Below are 25,676 nucleotides of genomic sequence, written 5' to 3'. Positions count from 1 at the left end.
ATGTCTACACCTGTAATTCGCGGCGTTATCGGTTACACCATCACTCCCTTCACGGCTGACGGCACGCTCGACCTGGATGCCCTGGGCACGTCCATCGATAGCCTGATCGCAAACGGCGTGCACGCCATCGCACCGCTGGGCAGCACCGGCGAAGGGGCCTACCTGTCCGACAGCGAATGGGAAACCGTGGTGCGCTTCAGCCAGGCACGCATTGCCGGGCGCGTGCCCAGTGTGGTCAGCGTTTCCGACCTGACCACCGCCCGTACAGTGCAGCGCGCGCGCCTGGCGCAGGCCTGCGGCGCCACGGCAGTGATGGTGCTGCCCATTTCCTACTGGAAGCTCACCGAAGCCGAAGTGATCGCCCACTACAAGGCCGTCGGCGCGGCCATCGACATCCCGATCATGCTCTACAACAACCCAGGCACCAGCGGCACTGACCTGTCGGTTGAACTGATCCTGCGCATCCTCGGCGAGGTGCCCAGTGTGACCATGGTCAAGGAAAGCACTGGTGACATTCAGCGCATGCACCGCCTGTACAAGGCCACCGATGGCCAGGTGGCGTTCTACAACGGCTGCAACCCGCTGACCCTGGAAGCGCTGGTGGCCGGCGCCACAGGCTGGTGCACCGCCGCACCCAACCTGATCCCGGCACTGAACCTGGCGCTGTGGGATGCCGTGCAGCACGGCGACCTGGCCGAAGCCCGCGCGCTGTTCTACCGCCAGTACGAGCTGCTGGAGTACATCACCCGCCGCGGCCTGCCCACCACCATCAAGGCCGGCCTGAAAATGCTCGGCCAGGATGTCGGCGCCCCACGCCTGCCCCTGCAGCCGCTGGATGCCCAGGGCAGCACTTACCTGAAAGGCCTGCTGGCCGAACTGGCCAATTAACCGTGAAACCCGCCCGGCGGCATAACGCTGCCGGGCATCGTTTTTTGCAGGATCAGCCTGGTGCTGCGCCTGTACCTGACTTTTGACCAGAGGCAACCATGGACGCGCCTGCACACACACCTTCAACGCCATTACGGCTGACAGACATCCTCCACCCCGTGGTGGCGGGGCTCGTTTCAGTCATCGTCAACTATGGCGGCACCTTCATCCTGGTGTTCCAGGCCGCCAAGGTTGCCGGGCTGAGCCCGGAGCTGACTTCATCCTGGGTCTGGGCCGTGTCGATCGGTGTCGGCCTCAGCGGCCTGGTGCTGTCCTGGTACAGCCGCGAACCGGTGATCACCGCCTGGTCCACGCCGGCAGCCGCATTTTTGGTCACGGCCCTGGCCACCGTGCCTTACAGCGAAGCCATCGGTGCCTACTTGTTGTCGGCCGCCGGCTTCGTGGTGCTAGGGCTGACCGGGTGCTTCGAGCGCCTGGTGCGGGTCATCCCCGGAGGCGTTGCGGCAGGATTGCTGGCGGGTATCCTGCTGCAGTTCGGCATCGGCGCCTTTGCCGGCCTGTCGGTCGACCCGGCCCTGGCAGGGCTGCTGATTGTGGCCTACGTGGCCTTCAAACGCTTCACCGCCCGCTACGCCGTGGTGGGCATTCTGATACTGGGGCTGGGCTACCTGCTGCTGCAGGGGCAAGCAGGCCTGGCGACGCTGCGCCTGGAGTTCGCCGCACCGGTGTTCACGGCGCCCACCTTCTCCCTCAACGCTGCCCTCAGCGTGGCCCTGCCCTTGTTCCTGATCACCCTCACCGGCCAGTACATGCCCGGCATGCTGGTGCTGCGCAACGACGGCTTCAAGACCAGCGCCAACCCGATTGTCGCGGTCACGGGCCTGGGCTCGTTGCTGATGGCGCCATTCGGCTCACACGCCTTCAACATCGCCGCCATCACCGCGGCCATCTGCACCGGCAAGGAAGCCCATGAAGACCCGGGCAAGCGCTGGGTGGCGGGGATTGCTGCCGGTGCCTGCTACATCCTCGTGGGGGTGTTCGGGGTCACCCTGGCGAGTGTATTCATGGCCCTGCCGGGTACCTTCATCACCACCCTGGCCGGCCTGGCCCTGCTGGGCACCATCGGAGGCAGCCTGGCCAGTGCAATGGCCGATGCCCGCTCGCGCGAAGCCGCACTGATCACCTTCCTGGCGGCGGCGGCCAACATCAGCCTGTTCGGCATTGGCGGAGCCTTCTGGGGGCTGGTCATTGGCCTGCTGGCCTATGCCGTGCTGAACGGGCGCCTGCCTCGCGTCAACCGCTCACCCCGGTAAAAGCTTGCCCCCCCTACCCTGCGCCATGTGCCCACGCCGTTCGACAGGTATCGACATGCCCCACGCTGGCCCCAAGCTACTTACACAGATTGCTGCAGTGCACCTCGTCAGCCATGTGCACATCATGCTGATCCCGGCATTGCTGCCCGTCCTCCCCGGCCTGCTGGGCGTGGGGTTTGTCGAGCTTGGCGTAGCCTTGGCGGTGTTCAACATCGTCTCTGCCCTGGTGCAGGCACCGCTGGGCTATGCCGTCGACCACTACGGCGCGCGCAAGGTGCTCAAGGCAGGGTTGTTGCTGGGCAGCCTCAGTTTCCTGCTGCTGGCGGTCAGCCCCGGCTATCCGGTGTTGCTGGTAACGATGGCCATGGCGGGCCTCGCCAATGGCGTTTACCACCCTGCCGATTACGCGTTGCTGGCCAACGGCATCGAGCAAGGCCGCCTGGGGCGCTCGTTTTCGATCCATACGTTCGCCGGTTTCCTCGGTTCGGCGGTAACGCCAGCGGTGTTTCTCGGCATTGCCGCCGCGTTCGGTACACAGGCAGCCTTGGCAGCGGGTGCAGTGGTGGGTGTTGCCGCTCTGCTGCTGATCTCGGTGCCAGGCAGCGGTGTCTATCAGGTATCCGGGCATGGCCGCACAAGTGGCGCTGGGGCTGCCGCTGCGCCGGGCCGCGTGCGCTTGCTCACGCCGATGATCGGCGTGTTGACGGTGCTGTTCATCCTGCTGAACCTGAGTACCAGTGCCATCGAGAAGTTCTCCGTAGCCGCCCTGGTCCAGGGCCAAGGCCTGACCCTGGCCTGGGCGAACACGGCGCTCACGGCTTTTCTGCTGTGCAGTGCAGTGGGCGTTTTGTGCGGCGGGGCCTTGGCTGACCGCACCCGCCGCCATGGCCTGGTGGCCGCCATGGCCTTTGCCCTGGCGGCGGCGCTGACGACGCTGGTGGCGCTGGGGCTGGTGCAGGGCTGGGCATTGGTGGTGGTGCTCGGGGCCATCGGCTTGCTGACCGGGGTCATCGCACCATCGCGGGACATGCTGGTCAAGGCAGCAGCACCACGTGGTGCCGAGGGCAAAACCTTCGGGCTGGTCTCGACCGGCTTCAATATCGGCGGCGCCATCGGGCCGGTTGCGTTCGGCTGGATGCTCGACCAGCGCCTGCCTGAGGGCATCTTCATCGCTTCGGTGGTGTTCATGCTGCTGACCGTGCTGCTGACCCTGGCGCAGGAGGCGTATTTAGCCAGTAAGCGTCGCCAGCTGGCTTAGACCCTAGGGCTGCTTTGCAGCCCATTCGCCGGCAAGCCAGCTCCCACAGGACTCCACACTTCTTGAGTGCGGCGCGATCCGTGTGGGAGCCGGCTTGCCGGCGATGAGGCCGGTTCAGGTTGATAAAGCTACCGGTTCGGATGCACCACTCGACCGCCTGCCGCTGGCCGATTGATGAACAGCACATCCAGCACACTGTTACGCAACCCCTTCAGCGCATTCCAGTTCGCCGAGGCGTGCACATACCTGTCACGCAACAACCGCTGCTCATCCTCGGTCAGCCGCAGCTGCTCACATTCACCCAGGGCAAACGCATGCAACTTGCGGCTGATCTCCAGCAATTCAAACGGCAACCCATGCTCAGCCTGCCCGCCCAACGGCCCAAACGGCACCCCCGCACGCACCGCCAGCGCGCGCATGACACTCAGGTAAACCCGTGAAAGCTGCCCCGCCACCTCCCGCTCCCGGTACACCGCCGCATACACCTGCTTTTGCGCCTCATCCGGCCGCCCACCGGCAATCGCTTCTTCCCAGGTAATCACCCGCGCGCCAAGGCCGCCAAACGCCGACGCCACCAAGGCGCTGACTGTGCTGTACACGCGGGTCTGTTCAGCGCGGATGCGCAGCGGCACACGCTGTGACTGCGGTTTGCACAGCAGTACCTGCTCTTGCGTACTGTTCGGGTAACCACCACCAATATTCGAATGCACACCCGGCAACACGATGTCGTGACCACTGCTCACCAATGGGAAGTTGTGCCGCTGCTCATCCCCGGCCACCAATTGCACCACGTGCCGGGCAATACCCTCACCCAGGCCCAGGCGCAAGCCGCCATGGCGGTCGTCGGCAGGGTCGAAATCGCCCTGCAACGGCGCAACGATCGCCGCCACAGTGTCGAACAGGCCTATGAAATTGATCGTAATGCCGCAAGCGACGGCCAGCACCCGGCCCCCGTCAGCGTGCAGCAGATTCGCCAAGTGACGCACCGCGGCGGCACCGCGGCTGAAGCCGAACAGGTCGAACTCGACCCCCTCGAGTATTGCGAGCGGATGGGCGTGCGCCCAATCCAGCAGCTGGCCGGCGATACCCTCCAATGCCTCGGTGACTCGCGCTTCGACGCCGGTGCGCCCGCGCCCGGTGGCCGAGGCATACGCATGATCCTCAGCGCCCTCCAAGGTGCCCACCCCTTCGACATAACGGCTGAGAAACGCCATGGCGCCGTCGCCGCTCGGCCCCTCTGCCGGATAAAGCGCGTGCAACAGGGCCACATTGCTCAAGGCGTTGGTGTAACTGGCGCCCTTGCCGGCGTTCGACTCTGTGGGCATCACATTGTGCTGGTTATTACCGGTGCCATCGAAAAACACGCCAAATCTCAAGATTATCGTTGTGCGCCTGCTTGCGTCAAAAACACAAGCAGGCGCCAGGGCGCCGACGCTGAACATCAGCCTATGGCCAGCCATTTGCAGGACAATTCTGTACTTGCATGGCCCAAGGCTGGATAAATTTCCAAGCCGCCATTGGTCGCCACCCCCCCGGATGGATTAAAGTATCACCCCTTGCCAGGGCAGCTGCCTCCAGCCCCGCCTGCGGCCCCATACCAGGAACCGTCACCGATGGAACACCGTGAAGCGCTGACCGCGCTGCGCACCTTTCTTTCTTCGCAGATCCTAGGCCAGGAGAAACTGGTCGAACGGCTGTTGATCGTGCTGCTGGCCGACGGCCACATGCTGGTCGAAGGTGCCCCGGGCCTGGCCAAGACCAAGGCCATCAAAGAACTCGCCGAAGGCATCGAGGCGCAGTTCCATCGCATCCAGTTCACCCCAGACCTGCTCCCGGCCGACATCACCGGTACCGAAATCTACCGCCCGGAAACCGGCAGCTTCGTGTTCCAGCAGGGGCCGATCTTCCATAACCTGGTACTGGCCGACGAAATCAACCGCGCCCCGGCCAAGGTGCAGTCGGCACTGCTCGAAGCCATGGCCGAACGCCAGGTCAGCGTGGGCCGCAGCACCTACGACCTGTCGCCGCTGTTCCTGGTCATGGCCACGCAGAACCCGATCGAGCAGGAAGGTACCTACCCCCTGCCCGAAGCCCAGCTCGACCGCTTCCTGATGCACGTAAAAATCGGCTTCCCCGACGCAGCCGTGGAGCGGCGTATCCTGGCGCAGGCCCGTGGCGAAGCGCTGGGCGGCGAAACCAAGCCCGAGCGCCGGGTCAGCCAGCAGGCCATCTTTGCCGCGCGCAAGGAAATCCTAGGCCTGTACATGGCCGACGCGGTGGAGGAATACCTGGTACAGCTGGTGATGGCTACCCGCACCCCGGCCAAGTTCGACACCGAGCTGGCCGACTGGATCGCGTACGGCGCCAGCCCACGCGGTTCCATCTCGCTGGACCGCTGTGCGCGTGCCCACGCCTGGCTGGCCGGGCGTGACTTCGTCAGCCCAGAAGACATCCAGGCCGTGCTGTTCGACGTGCTGCGCCACCGCATCATCCTCTCGTTCGAGGCCGAGGCGGCGGGGATCGACCAGGACCGCGTGGTCCAGCGCATCCTCGACGTCGTCGCCGTTGCCTGAGCCCATGCCCACCGCGCAGCTGGCCGAACCCGGCATCCGCATCGGCCTTGCCGAACTGATCGACATGCGCCACCGCGTGCGCGAAATCCAGCTGTTTTCCAAGCCCGGCCAACGCAGCCCGCTGGTGGGCCTGCACCACTCCAAGCTGCGTGGACGCGGAGTGGACTTCGACCAGGTGCGCGTGTACCAGGCCGGCGACGATGTGCGCAACATCGACTGGCGGGTCACTGCACGCACTCAGGAACCGCACACCAAGCTGTTCCACGAAGAGCGCGAGCGGCCAATCTTCATCCTTGTCGAACAAAGCCAGCGGCTGTTCTTCGGTTCGGGCCTGCTGTTCAAGTCTGTATTGGCGGCCCAGGCCGCGGCCCTGTTCGGCTGGGCCGCATTGGGGCACAACGACCGCATCGGCGGGCTGGTATTCGGCGACAACGACCCCCACGAAATCAAGCCTCGGCGCAGCAAGCAGAGCCTGCTGCAACTGCTCAACCGCCTGGCGAAGGTCAACCAGTCGCTGCACACCGAAGCCGTGCCGCAAGCTGACAGCCTTGGCCTGGCCTTGCGCCGGGCCCGCGAAGTACTGCGCCCAGGCAGCCTGGCCATTGTCATCTGTGACGAGCGTTCGTTGAGCGCACAGTGCGAACAGCACCTGGCCATGCTCTCGCGTCACTGCGACCTGCTGCTATTGCCCGTATCCGATCCGCTCGACCACGCCCTGCCCGCCGCCGGCCTGTTACGCTTCGCCCAGCGCGGTGCGCAGCTGGAGCTCGACACCCTGGACGCCAACCTGCGCCAGGCTTATCGCAAGCAGGCCGAGGCACGCATCGAGCGCTGGGAGCTGATGGCCCAGAAGCTGCGCGTCGTGCTGATGCCACTTAGCACCCAAAGCGACATGATCGAGCAGTTGCGCGAATACCTGAACGCCCAGCGGCCAAGGAGCGCGTCATGAACCCGCTCGACCAGTTGCATCCGCTGATCGACCCTACGCCTGTCGGCCTGTGGCCGCCGGCACCCGGCTGGTGGCTGCTGCTGGCCGTGCTGCCATTGCTGGGTTGGGGGCTGTGGCGGCTGCGCCGCTGGCGCCCGGGCAAACGCCGCATCGTGCGCGCCGAACAACCCCTGGACCCGGTGCGTGTGGAAGCCCTGGCCGAGCTGGCACGCCTGCCGCGCCCGTACGACGGCGCCCCGGCCGGCGCCTGGCTGCAACAGATCAATGCCCTGCTCAAACGCCTGTGCCGCAGCCATTATCCGGGTGCCAACAGCCACACCCTCAACGGCCGCCAGTGGCTGGCATTTCTCGACAACCGCTGCCCGGCCGCCGGCCTGACCCGCTGGATGGTGCTGGTCGAGGGCGCCTACAAGCCCGAGTGCAAGCTCGACGACAAGGCCATTGTCGGGCTCAGCCAGGCCGTCGAAACCTGGATCCGCAAGCATGTTTGAACTGGCCTGGCCGTGGGTCTTCGCCCTGTTGCCGCTGCCTTGGCTGGCGCGCCTGCTGTTGCCAGCCGCCGACAGCGGCGAGCCGGTGCTCAAGGTAGGCTTCCTCAACGAACTGGAAAGCCTGGCCGGGCGCCGCGCACGCCTCAACCTGCCCACCTGGCGCCAGCAGGCGCCGTTCGTGGTCATCTGGCTGTTGCTGCTATGCGCCGCCGCCCGCCCGCAATGGCTGGGCGAACCGGTACCGGTAGCTGCCAGTGGCCGCGACCTGCTGGTGGCGGTGGACGTGTCCGGGTCGATGGACTTCCCCGACATGCAGTGGCAAAACGAAGAGATCAGCCGCCTCGACCTGGTCAAGGCACTGATGGGCGACTTTCTGCAAGACCGTGAAGGCGACCGCGTGGGCCTGATCCTGTTCGGCAGCCAGGCGTACCTGCAGGCGCCACTCACCTTCGACCGGCGCACCGTGCGCACATTCCTGATCGAGGCGCAGATCGGCATCGCCGGTAAAAACACCGCTATCGGCGACGCCATCGGCCTGGCGGTCAAGCGCCTGCGCCAACGGCCGGCCCAAAGCCGGGTGCTGGTGCTGATCACCGACGGCGCCAACAACGGCGGGCAAATCCACCCGCTGACCGCTGCTCGCCTGGCCGCCCAGGAAGGGGTACGCATCTACACCATCGGCATTGGCGCCAACCCCGACGCCAGTGGCACCCCCGGCCTGCTTGGCCTCAATCCCAGCCTGGACCTGGATGAGGCCTCACTCAAGGAAATCGCCGACATCACCCACGGTGCCTATTTCCGTGCCCATGACGGTGCCGAGCTGGACGCCATCGGCGACGCCCTCGATCAGTTGGAGCCAGTAGCACAGCAACCGACCCAGGCACGCACGGCCCAGGCCCTGTACGCCTGGCCCCTGGCCCTGGCCCTGCTGCTCAGCGTGCTGCTGGTGGTGGCCGTGCAATGGCCCGACAACCTGCTGCAACGGCTGTTGCGCAAGCCGCGGTTCCTGCAGCCGCACCCGGAATGGCGCCAGCGCCTGAAGCGCCTGCGTCTGAGGAGGCGGCGATGATCGATCTTTGGCCCCAATGGCTGCGCCCGCTGTGGTTGCTGGCCGTGCCCCTGCTCGGCTGGCTGCTGTACAAGCTGTGGCACAGGCGCAAGCGCGCCGGGCGCTGGCAGATGATCTTGCCGCCCGCCTTCCATGGCGTATTGCTGGGCGGTGGCAGCGGCAGCACCAGCAAGCTGCCGTGGATAGCACTGGGCCTGGCCTGGGCGCTGGTGGTCCTGGCCCTGCTCGGGCCCAGCTGGCAACGCGTGGAAGAAAGCCGCCAACGCCCGGCCGACCCGCTGGTGATCTTGCTGGAGCTGACCCCACAGATGCTCGCCGAAGACAGCCCGCCCAACCGCCTGGAGCAGGCCCGGCGCAAGGTCCTCGACCTGCTCGAACACCGCCGCGACAGCCAGACCGCGCTGGTGGTGTACGCCGGCTCGGCGCACACCCTGGTGCCGCTGTCCGATGACCTGGCCACCACCCGGAACCTGCTGGAGTCCATCGACCCGTCGATCATGCCAAAACCCGGCCAGCGCGCCGACTTGGCCGTGCAAAAGGGCCTGGCCCTGCTGGCCCAGAGTGGCCTGGGCCAAGGCCGCTTGCTGCTGATCGGCTCGTCGCTCAGCGCCCCGGAACGCCAAGGCATCAGCCAGGCACTCGGCCGCCAGGGCCCGAGCCTGCTGATGCTGGGTATCGGCAGCCGCGAAGGCGCCCCGGTGCGCCGGGCCAGCGGCGAATACCTCAAGGACGACCAGGGCGGTATCTTGCTGCCTCGGCTGGACAGCGCCAGCCTCAAGGGCTTCATCAGCGGCACTGGCGGGCGCTACCGGCATGCCCGCATCGACGACCTCGACCTGCGCGGCCTTGGCCTGTTCGACAACCCCCGCACCGCGCGCAATGACGGCCAGACCCTGCAACTGGACAGCTGGGCCGATCAGGGTTACTGGCTGCTGATCCCGTTGTTGCTGCTGGCCGCCTGCGCCGGCCGTCGTGGCTGGCTGTTCTGCCTGCCACTGCTGCTGGCCTTGCCACAGCCCAGCCAGGCCTTCGAGTTCAACGACCTGTGGCTGCGCCCCGACCAGCAAGGCCAGCGCCTGCTGGAGCAAAACCGCCCGGCCAGCGCCGCACGCCACTTCCAGGACCCGCAGTGGCGCGGCATGGCCCTGTACCAGGCTGGCGACTATGCAGGTGCCGCCGAGGCGTTTTCCCAAGGCGATACCGCCGCCGCCCACTACAATCGAGGCAATGCCCTGGCCCGCAGCGGTGAACTGGAAGCCGCCCTGGACGCCTACGAGCAAGCCCTGGAGCGCCAGCCAGACCTGCAACCCGCGCTGGACAACCAGGCGCTGGTGCAACAAATGCTGCAACAGCGCGAGGCCAAGGCCGAAGAGCAGCCGGCCAACAGCGATGCCCAAGGTACCCCCGGCAGCGAAACCGAGGGCAACAGCAGCTCGGCCAGCAGCCCCGCCCAAGGCACGCCCGGCAGCGACGAACAAGCCAACGCCGAACAGCCCGGTGAAAGCAGCAATAACAGCCAGGCCGCGCCCGGCAACCAGGCGGGTGCTGACGACGACGTCATCCAGCCGCCACAGCGCCCGGTATCGACCAACCTCGACACCGAACAGCGCCAGGCCCTGGAACAATGGCTGCGAGAGATCCCCGATAACCCGGCGGAGCTGCTGCGGCGCAAATTCTGGTATGAACAGCAATTGCATCAGGAAACCCCACGATGAGTCGCTTCGGCGTCTTTCTGCTCACCCTGCTATGGGCCGTGCTGGCCCAGGCCGAGCCGCTGCTGCAAGCCAGCGTTGACCGCACCCGCCTGGAAGCTGGCGAGAGCCTGGAGCTGACCCTGGAAAGCCAGGACGTCACCCAGTTCGGCAAGCCCGACCTGCAAGCCCTGGAAGGCGACTTTGAAGTGCGTGGCACGCGCCAGCTGAACAGCCTGCACACCCTCGACGGCGAAACCCGCGCAAGCACCCGCTGGATCATCACCCTGCTGCCACGGCGCAGCGGCAGCCTGCGTATTCCCGAACTGCAGCTGGGCCAGTCGCACAGCCAGGCCATCGAACTGCAAGTGCTGCAGGCCGATGCCAATCGCCAGGACAGCGCCTCGCAAGTGTTCATCGAAGCGACCCTGGACAGCAGCGACGTCTACGTCCAGGCCCAGGCCGTACTGACTCTGCGCATCTACCATTCGGTGGCGCTGTACGACGACAGCAACCTCAGCCCGCTGCAACTGGAGAATGCCAAGGTCGAGCCACTGGGCGAATCGCGCACGTATGAAAAGGAAATCAACGGCGTGCGTCATGGCGTGATCGAAACCCGCTATGCGGTGTACGCCCAGCAAAGTGGCAGCCTCGACATTCCACCGCTGACCTTTACCGCCACTGCCGCCGCCAGCAACGACGAAGCCTCACAGGCCAATGGCACGGCCCGCGCCGGCCGCCAGGTGCAGGTCAGTTCGCTGCCCTTGCGCCTGAACGTGCGGCCGATTCCCGCGGCCTGGCCCGCTGGCGTGCCGTGGCTACCAGCCCGCAGCCTGACCCTGGAAGAGCACTGGAACCCCGACCCGGGCAGCCAGCAAGTGCAGATTGGCGACTCGCTGACGCGCAACATCACCTTGCGTGCCGAGGGCTTGTCCAGCACCCAACTGCCGCCGCTGCCCGCCACAGAAATCATCGGCCTGCGCCGCTACCCCGACCAGCCGCTGCTGCGCAACGAAATCAGCGAGCGCGGCATGACCGCCAACCGCGAAGAGCGCGAAGCCCTGGTGCCGACCCACGCAGGTGCGCTGACCTTGCCAGCGCTGGAAGTGGCCTGGTGGAACACCCGCGAAGACCATCTGGAACACAGCAGCCTGCCAGCGCGCACATTGAACGTGCAAGACAACCCGGCGCTGAGCGCAGACACCCCGGTGGGCGACAACAGCAGCGCCAGCACCCTGCTGTGGCCTTGGCAACTGGCCACACTGCTGTTCGCCCTGACCACCGTGCTGGGCTTCGCCCTGTGGTGGCGCGCCCGCTCGCGGCCAGCGGTGCTGCGCGCGGCGCAAAACGGGCCAAGCCCGCGCACATTGCTGGACGACCTCAAGCGTGCGTGCCAGGCAAACGACCCGCAGGCCACACGCCAGGCGCTGGATGCGTGGGCCCGGCAACAGCCGGAAACCCTGGCCGAGATGGCCGCGCGTTTCGTGCCGTTGTCGGATGCGCTGGATGGGTTGAACGGGGCGCTGTACAGCGAAACCGGGCAGTATTGGCAGGGTGAGGATTTGTGGCGGGCGATTGGCACCATTCCGCCGGCTGAGCAGGTGTTGCTGCCGACGGGTGACAGCGGCAGCTTGCCGCCGCTCTATCCCAAGTAGGCCACCAGGGTGTTCGCCACCAGGTTTTCAGCGCCTGTGGGATCGAGCGCCGCGCGGGCGGCGCTCGATCTCACAGGCGCCAAACATCTCCAGGCAGACACCTCTCAGCCCCAACCTTGGGTTACCATACCGCCCTTTCCCCGCTTGTCCGACTCGACACCAACAGGTCATCCATGCGTCTGTTTCATACCTCCGACTGGCACCTGGGCCAAAGCCTGCACGGCCAGGAACGCGACTTCGAACACGCCTGCTTCCTCGACTGGCTGCTCGGCCAGCTGCGCCTGCGCCAGCCCGATGCACTGCTGATTGCCGGCGACATCTTCGACACGGTCAACCCGCCGGTCAAAGCCCAGGAGCGCCTCTACGACTTCATCGTCCAGGCCCATGAGCAACAGCCCAAGCTGGATATCGTGATGATCGCCGGCAACCACGACTCCGGCTCGCGCATCGAGCTGCCCGCCGCATTGATGCGGCGCCTGCGCACCCATGCCCTGGGCCGTGTGCACTGGCTGGACGAAGGCCAGCTGGATGCCGAGCGCCTGTTGATCCCACTGACCAACGGCCGCGGCAAGGTCGCCGCATGGTGCCTGGCCCTGCCCTTCCTGCGCCCGGCCGAGGTCACCGGCCCGAGCTTGGGCGACGACTACCTGCAAGGCATCACCCAGGTCCACCAGCAACTGATCACCGCCGCGCAAGCCAAGCGCAAGAAAGACCAGGCGCTGATCGCCATCAGCCATGCGCACATGGCCGGTGGCTCGGTGTCGGAAGACTCGGAGCGCAGCCTGATCATCGGCAACGCCGAGGCACTGCCGGCCAAGCTGTTCGACAAGGCCATCAGCTATGTCGCCCTGGGCCACCTGCACAAACCGCAGAAGGTCAACCGCGAAGAACGCATCCGCTACAGCGGCTCGCCAATCCCGCTGTCGTTCGCCGAAATCAACTACCCGCACCAGGTGCTGGAAGTGGAGCTGGACGGCACCGAACTGGTCAGCGTCGAACCTCGCCCGGTACCGCGCGCGGTGGCCCTGCAACGGGTTGGCCCGGCACCCCTGGGCGAACTGCTGCAACAACTGGCCGACCTGCCCGTAATCGACCTGCTCGAAGACCCCAACCGCCAGCCCTGGCTGGAGGTGCGGGTGATACTGGACGAGCCGCAACCCGACCTGCGCCAGCAGATTGAAACTGCACTGGAAGGCAAGGCCGTGCGGCTGATCCGCATCAGCGCCGAATACGCCGGCCGCAATAACGCCGAAGACGATGACCTGGCCTTTGTCGAGCTTTCCCAGATGACCCCGCAAGACCTGTTCAGCCGCGCCTGGGAGCAGGCTTACGGCAACCCCGCAGATGAGCAGGCGCTGGCCGACTTTGCCCTGCTGTTGCAGGACGTGCAGCAGGAAGAGGAGCAGCCATGAAGATTCTCGCCATTCGCCTGAAGAACCTGGCATCGCTGGCCGGCCCGGTCGAAATCGACTTCACCGCAGAGCCCTTGGCCAGCGCTGGCCTGTTCGCCATCACCGGGCCAACGGGGGCCGGCAAAAGCACCCTGCTCGACGCCCTGTGCCTGGCGTTGTTTGGCACAGTGCCACGCCTGAACGACATCGGCCGCGAGGCCAAGGTGCCCGACGCCGACGGCGAAATCCCCACCTACGACCCGCGTAACCTGCTGCGCCGTGGCACCGGCAGTGGCTTTGCCGAGGTCGACTTCGTCGGCATCGACGGCCGCCGCTACCGCGCCCGCTGGGAAGCCAACCGCGCCCGCGACAAGGCCAACGGCAAGCTGCAACACAGCCGCCAGAGCTTCTACGACCTGGACAGCGAACAGGTGCTGGGCAGTGGCAAGAACGAATACAAGCAACTGGTCGAGGCCCGCCTTGGCCTGAACTTCGAGCAGTTCACCCGTGCGGTAATGCTGGCCCAGAGCGAGTTCGGCGCTTTCCTCAAGGCGGACGACAAAGAGCGCAGCGAGCTGCTGGAAAAACTCACCAATACCGCCATCTACACCCGCCTTGGCCAGCGTGCCTTCAGCAAGGCCCGTGAAGCCGGCGAGGCCCACAACGCCCTCAAGGACCGCGCCAGCCACCTGCTGCCGATGGCCGCCGAAGCCCGCATCGATCTTGACCAGCGCCTGGAGCAGGCGCAGCAGCAGTTCAAGGCCGACCAGGCTGGCGAGCGCCAACTGGAACAGCAACGCAACTGGCTGAATGAACAACGCCAGCTGCAGGCCCAACATGCCGAAGCCGGCACCGCGCTACAGGCCGCTGAACAAAGCTGGCAGCAACTGGCCGAACCCCGCCTGGACCTCGTTCGCCTGGAACGCCTGGCCCCCCAGCGCCACCAGTTCCACCGCCAGCAGGCGCTGACTGCGCAACTGGCACCCGTGGCCGCGAAAATCGCTGAGCAACAGCAGCAGCAAGCCGAGCTGCAGGTGCGCACCCTTGAGCTCGAACAGGCGCTGGGCGCCGCACGCCAGGCGCTTGCCGACAGCCAGGCCCAGCATGGCGAAAACGCACCGCGCCTGCGCCAGGCCTTTGCCGCCCAGGACAACCTGGCGCGCCTGGACCAGGAACTGGCCGCGCAGCGCAGCACCAGCCAACAGGCTGAACAGCAGGTCGCCGACGGCCAGCAGCAGTTGCAGCAGCTTGAAGACAACCAGCAGCGCAGCCTGCAGCAACTGGCCCAGATCGACACCGCGCTGGCCGACAGCCAGCACCTGGCAGGCCTGGCAAATGCCTGGCACGCCTACCTGCCACAGCTGAAGCAGGTGATGCTGATCGGTGGGCGCCTGGCCAAAGGCCGTGAAGAACTGCCCGGCCTTCAGGCTCAGGCCAGCCAGGCCAATGCACACTTGCAGGCCGAGCGCGACGCCTACGACCTGCTGTTCCGCGAAGCCAAGGCCGAACCGCAGGCCCTTGCCGAGCAAATCGACCTGCTCGGTGGCATGCTGCAGGACAACCGCAAGCAGCAGCGCGCCGTCGAAGAACTGTCGCGCCTGCATGGCCGTGAACAAGAGCTGCGCCAGCAGCTGCATGCCGTGCGCGAACGGCAGCAGCAGGCCATGCAGCAACGCCAGCAACTGATTACCGAAGGCACCGCCGCCAAGGCCGAGCTGGAAGCCGCCGAGCAAGCGCTGAACCTTACCCGCCAGCTGCTGGAACGCCAGCGCCTGGCGCGCAATACCAGCGTCGAAGAACTGCGCGGCCAACTGCGCGATGGCGAACCGTGCCCCGTGTGCGGCAGCGCCGAACACCCGTTCCATCAACCCGAAGCGCTGCTGCAAAGCCTGGGTCGCCACGATCAGGCCGAAGTAGACGCCGCGCAGCAGCAGGTCGAAACCCTCGGCAGCAAGCTGGTAGAGCTGCGTACCCAGCTGGGTGTGATCAACGCCCAGCTCAAGGACTACCAACAACAGCAGCAGCAACTGGGCGAACAGCTGCAACCGTTGGTGGCCGAGGTACAGGCGCACAGCCTGTGGCCTGCCCTCGCCCCGCAGGACGACAAGGCCCGCAGCACCTGGCTCGACAGCCAACTGCGGCGTCTTGAAGAAGAAATCAGTCACGACCAAAAGCGCCAGAGCGCCCTGCTCACCCTGCAAAAAGATGCATCCCGCCTCAACCAGCAGTTGCAGGCCGCCCATGAAGCGCAACAACAGGCCCAGCGCCACCTGGAGCACCAGCACCAGGCCCTGGCCAACGACGAGCAACAACTGCAGCAAGGCCTGAACGGCCTGACCGGCGTGTTGCCTGAGGAAGCCGTCAAGGCCCTTAACGACGACCCGGCCAATGCTTTCCTCGCCCTGGACCAGCAGATTGCCCAACGCTTGCAACAACTGGAGCAACGCAAGGACGAACAGGAAGAACAACAAGCCCGCCAGGCCCAGTTGGACAAGCTACGCGACCAACAACAAGCGCGTGTGCAAGGCCAGCAGCAATTGCAGCAGAATCTGGCCGCCCTCGACGCGCAACGCCAGCAAGCGCAGGCCTCGCTCGGCGAACTGCTCGGCGAACATGCCAGCGCCGAAGCCTGGCAACAACACATGGACTGCGCGCTGGAACATGCCCGCGCCCTCGACGCCGACACCGCACAACGCCTGCAAGACCTGCGCACCCAGGGTGTGCAACTGGCCAGTGAGCTCAAGGCCAACGCCCAGCAGCAACAGGCGCTGGACGCCGAGTGCCAGCAGTTACAAGGGCAGATCGCCCAGTGGCGCAGCGAGCACCCGGAACTGGATGACGCAGGCCTGGATCGCCTGCTGGCCATGGACGATGCGCACGTCAGTGAACTGCGCCAGCACCTGCAAAACGCCGAGAAAGCCATCGAACAAGGTCGCGTACTGCTGCAGGAACGTGAACAACGCCTGCAACAACACACCGCACAAATGACCGTGGACACCTCGGCCGAAGCCTTGGAGCAAGCCCTGACCGAGCTGCGCGAGCGCCTGGCCGGCCACGAGCAGCAGTGCGCCGAACTGCGTGCACAGCAGGCCGACGACCAGCGTCGCCAGCAGGCACACCAGGCGTTGGCGGCAGAAATCGAACAGGCCCATCAGCAATGGCAACGCTGGGCCCGCTTGAACGCCCTGATCGGCTCGGCCTCGGGTGATGTGTTCCGCAAGATCGCCCAGGGTTACAACCTCGACCTGCTGCTGCACCACGCCAACACCCAGCTGCGCCAGCTGGCCCGCCGCTACCGCCTCAAGCGCGGCGGCAGCGCCCTCGGCCTGCTGGTGCTGGACACCGAGATGGGGGACGAACTGCGCTCGGTGCACTCGCTGTCGGGCGGGGAAACCTTCCTGGTCTCGCTGGCCCTGGCCCTGGGCCTGGCTTCGATGGCCTCCAGCACGCTGCGCATCGAATCGCTGTTCATCGACGAAGGCTTCGGCAGCCTCGACCCCGAGTCGCTGCAACTGGCCATGGACGCCCTCGACGGCTTGCAGGCTCAGGGCCGAAAAGTGGCGGTGATTTCCCACGTGCAGGAAATGCACGAGCGCATCCCGGTGCAGATCCAGGTGCGTCGCCAAGGCAATGGCCTGAGTGACGTGGAGGTGTGCGGGTGATCCTCTACTCGTTCCGCCGCTGCCCCTGGGCCATGCGCGCGCGCCTGGCCTTGCGTTATGCCGGCTGCGAGGTGGAAATCTGTGAGGTGGCGATGAAGAACAAGCCGCCAGCACTGCTGGCCTTGTCGCCCAAGGGCACAGTGCCAGTGCTGGATACCGGTGCTGGCGTGCTGGAGGAGAGCCTGGACATCATGCGCTGGGCGCTGACGCAAAACGACCCGCAAGACTGGCGACTACAGGCCGCCCCTGCGGCGGCGCAGCAGGCTGAAGCGCTGATTGCGCGCAATGACAGCACATTCAAGGCGCAGGTGAACCTGTACAAGTATGCCGAACGCTACCCGGAGCACTCCCGCGAGCATTACCGCCAGCAGGCTGAAACCTGGCTGGCGGAGCTCGAAGGCCTGCTGGCCGGCCGGCCCTACCTGCTGGCCGACCACCCGAGCATTGCCGATGCCGCGTTGCTGCCCCTGATGCGCCAGTTTGCCGGGGTCGAACCGCAGTGGTTCGCCGAGGCGGCTTATCCGCGGGTGCGGAGCTGGCTGGAGGGGTGGTTGGCTTCGGAGCTGTTCAGGTCAGTCATGGCCAAATGAGTTCACGCGATCCCTCGTAGGAGACCGCACAAGGCTCAGTGCTTCTGTTTGCCACTCAACGCCGCATGGAAATTGGCACTCTGGCGCAGGTACTGCTCGGTGTAGCTGTGGGTGGCAGAAGCCTTGCTGCTGTCGGCATGGGCATGCGCCGGCAGTACGACCGATGCGGAAATGGCGGATGCGGCAATAACCGGGAAGAGATTGAAGTTCATCTGGGCTGACCTCGACGGCGGTGGTTTGACGGTGGCCCGTTTGGGCCTTGAGTCAAACTTACGCCGCCGAGGCCGCACGCAAAAATTCATTGCGGCAGTACCGATTATCACGCTGATCGATATCACTCGATGAACTTGAGGTCCGACGGTGCATCCTGCTGCAGCGTCTGCACCGTCTCCAGCAGCTTGCCACTGCGCGGATCGCGACGTATCACCACGATCTGGTTGCTCTTCTGGTTGGCCACCAGCAGGAAGTTGTCACTCGGGGCCAGGGCAAACTCCCGGGGGTGATCGCCTTCTACCGGTCGACGCTGCAGGAACGTCAACTGACCATCCTGCTTGCCCACGCTGAACGCCACAATTTCATTGGCCGTGCCACGGTTGCTCACGTACAGGAAGCGCCCGTCCGCCGACAGGTGCAAGCCACCTGCTGCCTTCGCTGCGGCCTCCTGGCGCTCGGTCAGGGGTAAGCGCTGGCGTTCAACCAGGTTGCCGTCCTGCACATCGAACATCACCACCTCGGCATTCATTTCCAGAGTGAGGTAGGCGTGCCGGCCCTTGGCGTCGAACAGCAGGTGACGCGGCCCGCTGCCCGGCGGCAAGGCCACGGACGCAGGTATCGCCGCTGTCAGCGGGTGGTCCGCACTGGCACCGTCGTAGCGGTAGATGAACACCTTGTCGGCCCCCAGGTCGCTGGCATACAGGTGCTGGCCATCCGGCGACAGCACCAGCGAATGCACGTGGGCACCGGCCTGGCGCTCAGGGTTGACCCCGCTCGCCTTATGCCGGGCCTGTTGCACCACGGGCTTGAGCGTGCCGTCCTTGGCCACCGGGATCACCACCAGGCTGCCACCGGGGTCAGGGTTGACCGCGTAGTTGGCCACGAACAGGTAGCGCTGGTCACGGCTGAGGCTGGCGTGGGTGGGCTCGTCGCCCTGGGTGGCCACTTGGTTGAGCGGCTTGATTTCGCCTTTGCTGCTGATGCTGAAACTGCTGGCATGGCCCTGCGGGGTCTCATTCACCGCAAACAGCTGACGCTGGTCGGCCGACAGCACCAGCCACGAAGGGCTGACGCTTTTCACCACCTGCAGGGGTGAGGGGCCGATCTGGCCGGCCTTGTCGTCAAACTGGTAGCGGTAGATACCCTGGCTGGCGCCGTCGGTGTAGCTGCCCACCAGCAAGGTTGCGGCGTGGGCGGGGATTGTCAGGCTCATCAGGCTAGCGGTCAGCAGGCTCGTCCAGGTCCGGTTCATCTTGGTCATCATCCGGGGCGCGAAAGGCACTCATACAGACTAGCCGATGCTCGCCGTTGGCATCGTTGAGTTGCCATTCATCACCGGTGGCAATAGCCGCAGCGACTTGTTCGGGGGTGAAGGACCAGCGACGCAGCTGGCGGCCGTCCATGCATTCGACAGTGAGGCCGGATGCGTCGGCGGTGAAATCGAAGGCGTGCAGGCCGTCGATCAGGAGCATGTCGCAGGACTGCAGGGCGGTGGCGAGGGGGGACATGGGGGTACCTGTGGGAGATGTGGCGGCATTATAACCCTGGGGCTGCTTTGCAGCCCATTCGCAGCACAAGGCTGCTCCTACAGGGGATCGCGTAACCCTTGTAGGAGCAGCCTTGTGCTGCGAATGGGCCGCAAAGCGGCCCCTTGCGATTCAATGGGCGAAAATGGACCCACCTTCCTTGCCCACCATCTTCTCCGGTTTTATCAGGAACCGTGCCAGCGCCGGCAGCAGCCACAGCGCGCCAAACATGTTCCACAGCAGCATGAAGGTCAGCATCAGCCCCATATCAGCCTGGAACTTGATTGCCGAGAAGATCCAGGTGCACACGCCGATGGCCAGGCACAAGCCAGTGAACAACACGGCTTTACCCGTCGAACGCAGGGTCTGGTAATAGGCCTCCTGCAACGGCAGCCCGGCACGCAGGAAGCTTTCCAGCCGGCTGTAGATGTAGATGCCGTAATCCACGCCAATCCCCACGCCCAGCGCCACCACCGGCAAGGTCGCCACCTTCACCCCGATGCCCATGTAGGCCATCAGCGCATTGCCCAGCACCGAGGTCAGTACCAGCGGCAGGACGATGCAGAGGGTGGCGGCGAACGAGCGGAAGGTGATCAGGCACATCACTGCCACACAGATGTACACCAGGATCAGGATGGTCAGCTCGGCCGACTTGATCACCTCGTTGGTCGCTGCCTCAATCCCGGCGTTGCCCGCCGCCAGCAGGAACTGCAGGCCTTCCTTGTTGTGGCTGTCGGCAAACGCCTTGGCCGCAGCAGTAACCCGCTCCAGGGTCTCGGCCTTGTGGTCGTTGAGGAACACCAACACCGGCGCCAGCGAGCAGTCACCGTTGTACAGGCCGTCGGCACGGGCGATGGAGTTGTTGAGGATGTCCGGGTTGCGCGACAGGGTTTCCCATTTCAGGCTGCCCTCGTTCATGCCCTTGATCACCTGCTTGGACACGGTCACCAGGGAAATCGCCGACTGCACACCCGGGGTGTTCTGCATGGTCCACATCAGCTCGTCGATCGGCGCCATGGTCGAGTGGACCGAGCACTGCTCCGGCGGGGTCTTGACCATGATCACCAGCACGTCGGAACTGGTCGAGTAGTTGCTGATGATGAAGCTGTTGTCCTGGTTATAGCGCGAGTCGGGGCGCAGCTCCGGCGCGCCCTGGTCGAGGTCGCCGATCTTCAGGTTCTGGCTGTACCACAGGCCGCCGGCGAAGGCGACCAGCGCCAGGGTTACAGACACCGGCGCCACCTTGGCACTGGCGAAGTTCGACAACAGGCGCCAGAACGGGTGCTCGCGGGTGGCGTCCTTCTTGCTGCGCTCGATGGCCTTCTTGCTGATGCCAACGTAGGAAATAGCCACCGGCAACAGGATCAGGTTGGTGAATACGATCACCGCCACGCCGATGGACGCACCGATGGCCAGCTCTCGGATCACCCCGATATCGATGATCAGCAGGGTGATGAAGCCCACCGCGTCTGCGAGGATGGCGATCATGCCCGGCAGGAACAGCTGGCGGAAGGTGCGCCTGGCCGCCGTGAGGGCGTTGTCGGCGTCACTCGACTGCAAGGCGATGCCGTTGATCTTCTGCACCCCGTGGGAAATGCCGATGGCGAAGATCAGGAACGGTACCAACATCGAGTAAGGGTCCAGGCCAAAGCCCACCGCATGCATCAGCCCAAGCTGCCAGACCACCGCCACCAGGGTGGTGATGAGCACGGCGATGGTGCTGCGGATGCACCAGGTGAACCAGTACAACAGCACCCAGGTAATGGCCAGGGCGACGCCGAAGAACATCGCCACCATCACCAGGCCGTCGATCAGGTCGCCGACCTTCTTGGCGAAGCCGACAATGTGGATTTTCACATTGGGGTTCTGCGCCTGGAACTTGTCGCGGATCTTCTCTTCCAGCAGGTGCGAGAACTGCTGGTAGTCCAGCTTGACCTGCTTGCCTGGGTCCTGCGGGTCGGGGTAGCTCTCCAGCAGCGGCACGTCGACGATGCTGGACTTGAAATTGTTACCCACCAGGCGCCCCACCTGGCCGGACTTGAGCACGTTGTCGCGCAGGGTATCGAGGCTGTCCTGCGAACCGTTGTAGGTGTTGGGGATTACCTCGCCACCGGAAAAGCCCTCTTCGGTCACCTCGCTCCAGCGCACGCTGGGGCTCCACAGCGACTTCAGCCCGGCACGGTCGACGCCTGGGATGTAGAACACCTCGTCGTGGACCTGGCGCAGGGTCTCCATGTAGTCCTTGTCGAAGATGTCGCCGTTCACCGCTTCGACCGAAATGCGTACGGTGTTGCCGAGGTTGGCCAGGTCGTTGCGGTGCTCCATCATCTGCTCGATGAACGGGTGCTGCAGCGGGATCATCTTCTCGAAGCTGGTGGACGGGCGAATCTGCGTGGCCTGCCAGAACAGGAATATGCTCACCAGCACGCACAGCGCGATGACCACGGGGCGGTTGTTGAAGATCAGGCGTTCGAGCAGCGTGGCCTTGTCCTGGTGGTGCGGGTGCATGGTAATGCTCTCCCTGCTGGTCATTGGCTCGCCCCCTCGGCACCCTGGGCATCCGCCAGGTGTACACCGCCCTGCCCTACCAGCAGCAGGCCGCCATTGGCCAGGCCGCTGACGCCAGCCAAGGCGATGCGGTCGGCGCGGTTGTACACGCTGAAGGTCTGACCGCCATCGGCGCTGCGCAGCACGCTGCCGCCGTTGCCGACCAGCACCAGGGTGCCATCATCGAGAAGCGTAGCGCTTGCCAGGCCGAATTCGAGGTTACCGCGCGCGGCCTTGAGTTCGATCGGCTGCCAGCTGTCGCCAAAATCGGTGGAACGGAACAGGTTGCCGCGCAGGCCGTACGCAAGCAGGGCGTTTGGCTGGGCGGTGCCGATCACGCCGAACAGCGAGCCCTCGTAAGGGCCCTGGACTTTGGACCAGGTCTGGCCGTTGTCGGCGGAGCGGAACATGCCACCCTGCTCGCCCACGATGAACAGGCCGGCGTCACGCACCCGGGCGATACCGTTCAGGTGCAACTGGTCAGGGTTGTCCAGGCGCTCGGCCACGTCCTGCCAGTGCTGCCCGCCGTCTGTGGTTTCCAGCAAGGCGCCGTAGGCACCCACGGCAAAGCCGTGCTGGGCGTCAAGGAAGGCAACATCGAGCAAGGGCGCTTCGCGGGCGAGGTCTTCGAACTGCTTGCTCCAGGTGGCCCCGCCGTCGTTGCTGGCGAGGATCTGCGCATCATGGCCGACCGCCCAGCCGCGCTTGTCATCGAGGAAGAACACGGCGGTGAGCAACTGCCGGGTGGGGACCCGGGCCTGGGTCCAGGTGCTGCCCTGGTCGTCGGAGAACAGAATGTGGCCGCGATCACCCACCACCACCAGGCGCTTGCCGGCATGGGTGGCGTCGATCAACAGGCTTTGGCTGGCCTTGGCGGATTCGGTGGAGTATTCGTCGGCGGCGGCGGCCTGGGCACTGTCGGCCCACACCCCCAAAGCCAGTGCCAGCACTGCGCTGGCCGCCCATGGCCAGGCACCACGCCTGGCTGGCGCCCATAGCGGTTCCCTCATGACTGCCCCCTTGTTGTGTTCTTGTTGGTGGGTCAATGCATTGCAGGTACTGCGAAAAGCCTGATCTAGAGGCCTGCAATAGCTTGAGGGGATCGTAGCGGGGATGTTGGCGGGGATACAACGGGCGGGGTGTTATGTTTTGTTATCCGGGAATGCAGGGGGCCGCTTCGCGGCCCCATGATCTACCAGGCTTACGCCAGGCTCTTGCTCACCACTTCATACACATCACTGGACAGCTCACCCGAAGCCAGGATCCGCTCCAGCTCGCCCTTCATCAGGGCCTGACGCGCAGCGTCATACTTGCGCCAGCGGGTCAGCGGTGCCAGTTGACGCGAGGCAATCTGCGGGTTCAGCGCATTCAGCTCGATCACCAGGTCCGCCAGGAAACGGTAGCCCGAGCCATCTGCCGCATGGAAGTTGACCAGGTTCTGCCCGGCAAAGGCACCCACCAGCGCACGTACCTTGTTCGGATTCTTCAGGGTGAACGCCGGGTGCTGCATCAACGCCTTGACCCGCGCCAGCCCGCCCGGCAGCGCGCTGGCCGCCTGCACGCTGAACCACTGGTCCATGACCAGCGGGTTGTCCTTGAAGTGCTCGGCAAAGGCTTCCAGGGCCTTGGCCCGCTCGGCTTCGAACGGCGAGTTGACCAGCACCGCCAGGGCCGTGAGGCGTTCGGTCATGTTGTCGCACTGATCGAACTGCTCCAGGGTCGCTTCCAGCACCTGCGGCTTGCCGCTCTGCATCAGGTACGACAGGGCGATGTTCTGCAGGCTACGGCGGGCGAAGTGCTCGGCAGAGGCCACATAAGGGGTGCTGCGCGACACTTCACGGTTGGCCTGGTAGCGCGCCCACAGGGCGTCGAACAGCTGTGCGGCGATCTGCTGGCGGGCGAACTCACGGGCAGCGTGGATGGCATCGACGTCGGCCACCTGGCTGATTTCGGTGAGGTAGGCCTCGCCCGGCAGCGAAAGCATTTCGGCAACCATGGCGGCGTCCAGCGACTCGTTGCCCAGCACGGTTCCCAGGGCAGTGATCAGGCGCTGGTCGAGTTTCAGGGCTTCGCCGCGTTGATGCTGGCCGATCAGTTCTTGCAGTACCTGCACCGACAGCTGCTGGCCCGCTTCCCAGCGGTTGAAGCCGTCGCTGTCGTGCTGCATCAGGAACATCAGCTGGTCGCGGTTGTAAGGGAAGCTGAGCTTCACCGGGGCGCTGAAGCCGCGCAGCAGCGAGGGCAACGGCTTGGCCTGGATACCCTCGAAGGTGAACGTCTGCTCGCCCTCGGTCACCGACAGCACACGGCTGGTACCGCCAGCAGCCGGCTCACCGGCCAGACGCAGCGGCAGGTCATTGCCTTCGGCGTCCAGCAGGCCCAGCTCGACCGGGATCACGAACGGGAGCTTTTCGGCCTTGTCCGGGGTTTGCGGGCAGCTCTGGCGGAAGGCCAGGCTGTAGGTCTGCGCAGCAGCGTCATAGGCTTCGCTGACTTCCAGGCGCGGGGTACCGGCCTGGCTGTACCAGCGCTTGAACTGGGTGAAGTCGACGCCGTTGGCGTCTTCCATGGCCTTGATGAAGTCGTCGGTGGTCACCGCCTGGCCATCATGGCGTTCGAAGTACAGGTCGCTGCCTTTGCGGAAGCCTTCGTTACCCAGCAGGGTACGGACCATGCGTACCACTTCGGCGCCCTTCTCGTACACGGTCAGGGTGTAGAAGTTGGAGATTTCGATGAAGCTGTCCGGGCGCACGGGGTGGGCCATGGGGCCGGCGTCTTCGGCGAACTGGTGGGTGCGCAGGTAGGCGACGTCTTCGATGCGCTTGACCGTGCGCGAGTTCATGTCGGCGCTGAACTCGGCATCGCGGAACACCGTGAAGCCTTCTTTCAGCGACAGCTGGAACCAGTCACGGCAGGTGACACGGTTACCCGACCAGTTGTGGAAGTACTCGTGGGCGACCACGCCTTCGACGCGCTGGTGCGCGGCATCGGTGGCGGTTTCGGCACGGGCCAGCACACAGCTGGAATTGAAGATGTTCAGGCCCTTGTTTTCCATGGCGCCCATGTTGAAGTCGTTGACCGCAACAATCATGAAGATGTCCAGGTCGTACTCGCGGCCGTAGACTTCTTCGTCCCAGCGCATGGACTTCTTCAGGCTGACCATGGCGTGGTCGCACTTGTCGAGGTTTTCGGGCTCGACATAGATGCGCAGCATCACATCGCGGCCAGACTGACGTGTGAAGTTGTCCTCGACGCACCACAAGTCACCGGCCACCAGCGCGAACAGGTAGGCCGGCTTCTTGAACGGGTCTTCCCAGGTGGCCCAGTGGCGGCCGTCCTCGGCCGGCCCGCTGCCCGTTGGGTTGCCGTTCGACAACAACACCGGGTAGCGATGCTGCTCGGCGATCACCGTGGTGGTGAAGGTGCTCATCACGTCCGGGCGGTCGAGGTAGTAGGTGATCTTGCGGAAGCCCTCGGCCTCGCACTGGGTGCAGAACATCTTGCCCGACTTGTACAGGCCTTCCAGCGCGGTGTTGCTCTCGGGGTGGATCTTTACGCTGGTGTCGAGGGTGAACTGCTCGGCCTTGGGGTGCAGCGTCAGGCTGTCGGCTTCGAGCTGGTAGTCGCCCGCCTGCAGTTCCTGGTCGTCCAGCGCGGCGCGCAGCAGTTCCAGCTGCTGGCCGTCGAGCACCAGCGGCGGCAGGCCGGCACCGCGTGCCGGGTTGCGGCGCATCACCAGTTGCGCGTGAACCAGGGTGTGGTCCTCGAACAGCTCGAAGGTCAGGTGCGTCTCGTCGATCAGGTACTCGGGCGCCTGGTAATCCTTCAGGTAGATCACTTGCGGTTGTTCGGTACGCATG

General features: G+C 65.2%; 19 protein-coding genes. 12 read left to right on the top strand and 7 right to left on the bottom strand.

Annotated features, from left to right (window positions below):
* From SB756_RS26630 to SB756_RS26620, 3 genes are all read left to right on the top strand, one after another.
* On the top strand, positions 1-888 hold the full coding sequence (locus SB756_RS26630; RefSeq protein ID WP_410912554.1) for a dihydrodipicolinate synthase family protein: 888 nt from the start codon (positions 1-3) through the stop codon (positions 886-888).
* A gap of 98 nt (positions 889-986) precedes the next feature.
* Positions 987-2,201, top strand: a complete 1,215-nt coding sequence (locus SB756_RS26625) for a benzoate/H(+) symporter BenE family transporter (RefSeq protein ID WP_284399910.1) — start codon at positions 987-989, stop codon at positions 2,199-2,201.
* 55 nt (positions 2,202-2,256) lie between these two features.
* Positions 2,257-3,459 (top strand): MFS transporter, encoded by a 1,203-nt coding sequence (locus SB756_RS26620; protein ID WP_410912552.1) that lies wholly within the window; start codon positions 2,257-2,259, stop codon positions 3,457-3,459.
* Positions 3,460-3,587: 128 nt separating this feature from the next.
* On the opposite strand, the gene SB756_RS26615 is transcribed toward SB756_RS26620, so the two are convergent.
* Complete coding sequence (locus SB756_RS26615; protein ID WP_410912600.1) at positions 3,588-4,901, bottom strand: T6SS phospholipase effector Tle1-like catalytic domain-containing protein; 1,314 nt, start codon at positions 4,899-4,901, stop codon at positions 3,588-3,590.
* A gap of 171 nt (positions 4,902-5,072) precedes the next feature.
* On the opposite strand from SB756_RS26615, the gene SB756_RS26610 reads away from it, so the two are divergent.
* From SB756_RS26610 to SB756_RS26570, 9 genes are all read left to right on the top strand, one after another.
* Positions 5,073-6,032 (top strand): AAA family ATPase, encoded by a 960-nt coding sequence (locus SB756_RS26610; RefSeq protein ID WP_016500830.1) that lies wholly within the window; start codon positions 5,073-5,075, stop codon positions 6,030-6,032.
* 4 nt (positions 6,033-6,036) lie between these two features.
* A complete protein-coding gene (locus SB756_RS26605; RefSeq protein ID WP_016500831.1) occupies positions 6,037-6,981 on the top strand; it encodes a DUF58 domain-containing protein in 945 nt (314 codons plus the stop codon).
* Positions 6,978-7,472 (top strand): DUF4381 domain-containing protein, encoded by a 495-nt coding sequence (locus SB756_RS26600; RefSeq protein WP_016500832.1) that lies wholly within the window; start codon positions 6,978-6,980, stop codon positions 7,470-7,472. Before SB756_RS26605 ends, SB756_RS26600 begins: the two co-directional genes overlap by 4 nt.
* Positions 7,465-8,541: a vWA domain-containing protein gene (locus tag SB756_RS26595; RefSeq protein ID WP_341797991.1), complete on the top strand. Its 1,077-nt coding sequence runs from the start codon at positions 7,465-7,467 to the stop codon at positions 8,539-8,541. The genes SB756_RS26600 and SB756_RS26595 overlap by 8 nt, the downstream gene beginning before the upstream one ends.
* A complete protein-coding gene (locus SB756_RS26590; protein WP_410912549.1) occupies positions 8,538-10,256 on the top strand; it encodes a tetratricopeptide repeat protein in 1,719 nt (572 codons plus the stop codon). The genes SB756_RS26595 and SB756_RS26590 overlap by 4 nt, the downstream gene beginning before the upstream one ends.
* The gene (locus tag SB756_RS26585; protein ID WP_410912547.1) at positions 10,253-11,887 is read left to right on the top strand and encodes a BatD family protein; all 1,635 of its coding nucleotides are present in this window, start codon (positions 10,253-10,255) and stop codon (positions 11,885-11,887) included. The genes SB756_RS26590 and SB756_RS26585 overlap by 4 nt, the downstream gene beginning before the upstream one ends.
* A 173-nt stretch (positions 11,888-12,060) precedes the next feature.
* The gene (locus SB756_RS26580) at positions 12,061-13,299 is read left to right on the top strand and encodes an exonuclease SbcCD subunit D C-terminal domain-containing protein (protein WP_049277543.1); all 1,239 of its coding nucleotides are present in this window, start codon (positions 12,061-12,063) and stop codon (positions 13,297-13,299) included.
* Positions 13,296-16,940 carry an AAA family ATPase gene (locus SB756_RS26575; protein ID WP_410912545.1) on the top strand — a complete coding sequence of 1,215 codons (3,645 nt, stop codon included), beginning with the start codon at positions 13,296-13,298 and terminating at the stop codon, positions 16,938-16,940. The genes SB756_RS26580 and SB756_RS26575 overlap by 4 nt, the downstream gene beginning before the upstream one ends.
* A complete protein-coding gene (locus tag SB756_RS26570) occupies positions 16,937-17,530 on the top strand; it encodes a glutathione S-transferase (protein WP_410912543.1) in 594 nt (197 codons plus the stop codon). Before SB756_RS26575 ends, SB756_RS26570 begins: the two co-directional genes overlap by 4 nt.
* A gap of 35 nt (positions 17,531-17,565) precedes the next feature.
* Here the strand turns inward: SB756_RS26570 and SB756_RS26565 are convergent, their stop codons facing one another.
* The 6 genes from SB756_RS26565 to pepN form a co-directional block, all read right to left on the bottom strand.
* On the bottom strand, positions 17,566-17,742 hold the full coding sequence (locus tag SB756_RS26565) for a hypothetical protein (RefSeq protein ID WP_410912541.1): 177 nt from the start codon (positions 17,740-17,742) through the stop codon (positions 17,566-17,568).
* A gap of 122 nt (positions 17,743-17,864) precedes the next feature.
* A complete protein-coding gene (locus tag SB756_RS26560) occupies positions 17,865-18,995 on the bottom strand; it encodes a lactonase family protein (protein ID WP_410912539.1) in 1,131 nt (376 codons plus the stop codon).
* Complete coding sequence (locus SB756_RS26555) at positions 18,961-19,251, bottom strand: DUF5629 family protein (protein WP_004577427.1); 291 nt, start codon at positions 19,249-19,251, stop codon at positions 18,961-18,963. Before SB756_RS26555 ends, SB756_RS26560 begins: the two co-directional genes overlap by 35 nt.
* A gap of 150 nt (positions 19,252-19,401) precedes the next feature.
* Positions 19,402-21,777: an efflux RND transporter permease subunit gene (locus SB756_RS26550; RefSeq protein ID WP_063425058.1), complete on the bottom strand. Its 2,376-nt coding sequence runs from the start codon at positions 21,775-21,777 to the stop codon at positions 19,402-19,404.
* Positions 21,778-21,797: 20 nt separating this feature from the next.
* Positions 21,798-22,826, bottom strand: a complete 1,029-nt coding sequence (locus tag SB756_RS26545) for a WD40/YVTN/BNR-like repeat-containing protein (protein WP_341797985.1) — start codon at positions 22,824-22,826, stop codon at positions 21,798-21,800.
* 191 nt (positions 22,827-23,017) lie between these two features.
* Complete coding sequence (gene pepN, locus SB756_RS26540) at positions 23,018-25,675, bottom strand: aminopeptidase N (RefSeq protein WP_341797984.1); 2,658 nt, start codon at positions 25,673-25,675, stop codon at positions 23,018-23,020.
* Between the last annotated feature and the right edge of the window lies 1 nt (position 25,676).

Origin of the sequence: Pseudomonas sp. SIMBA_068, from assembly GCF_046534705.1 — a bacterium.
GTDB lineage: Bacteria > Pseudomonadota > Gammaproteobacteria > Pseudomonadales > Pseudomonadaceae > Aquipseudomonas > Aquipseudomonas putida.
Note: the sequence above shows the minus strand (reverse complement) of the source record. Positions and strands in the feature narration are given on the sequence as shown.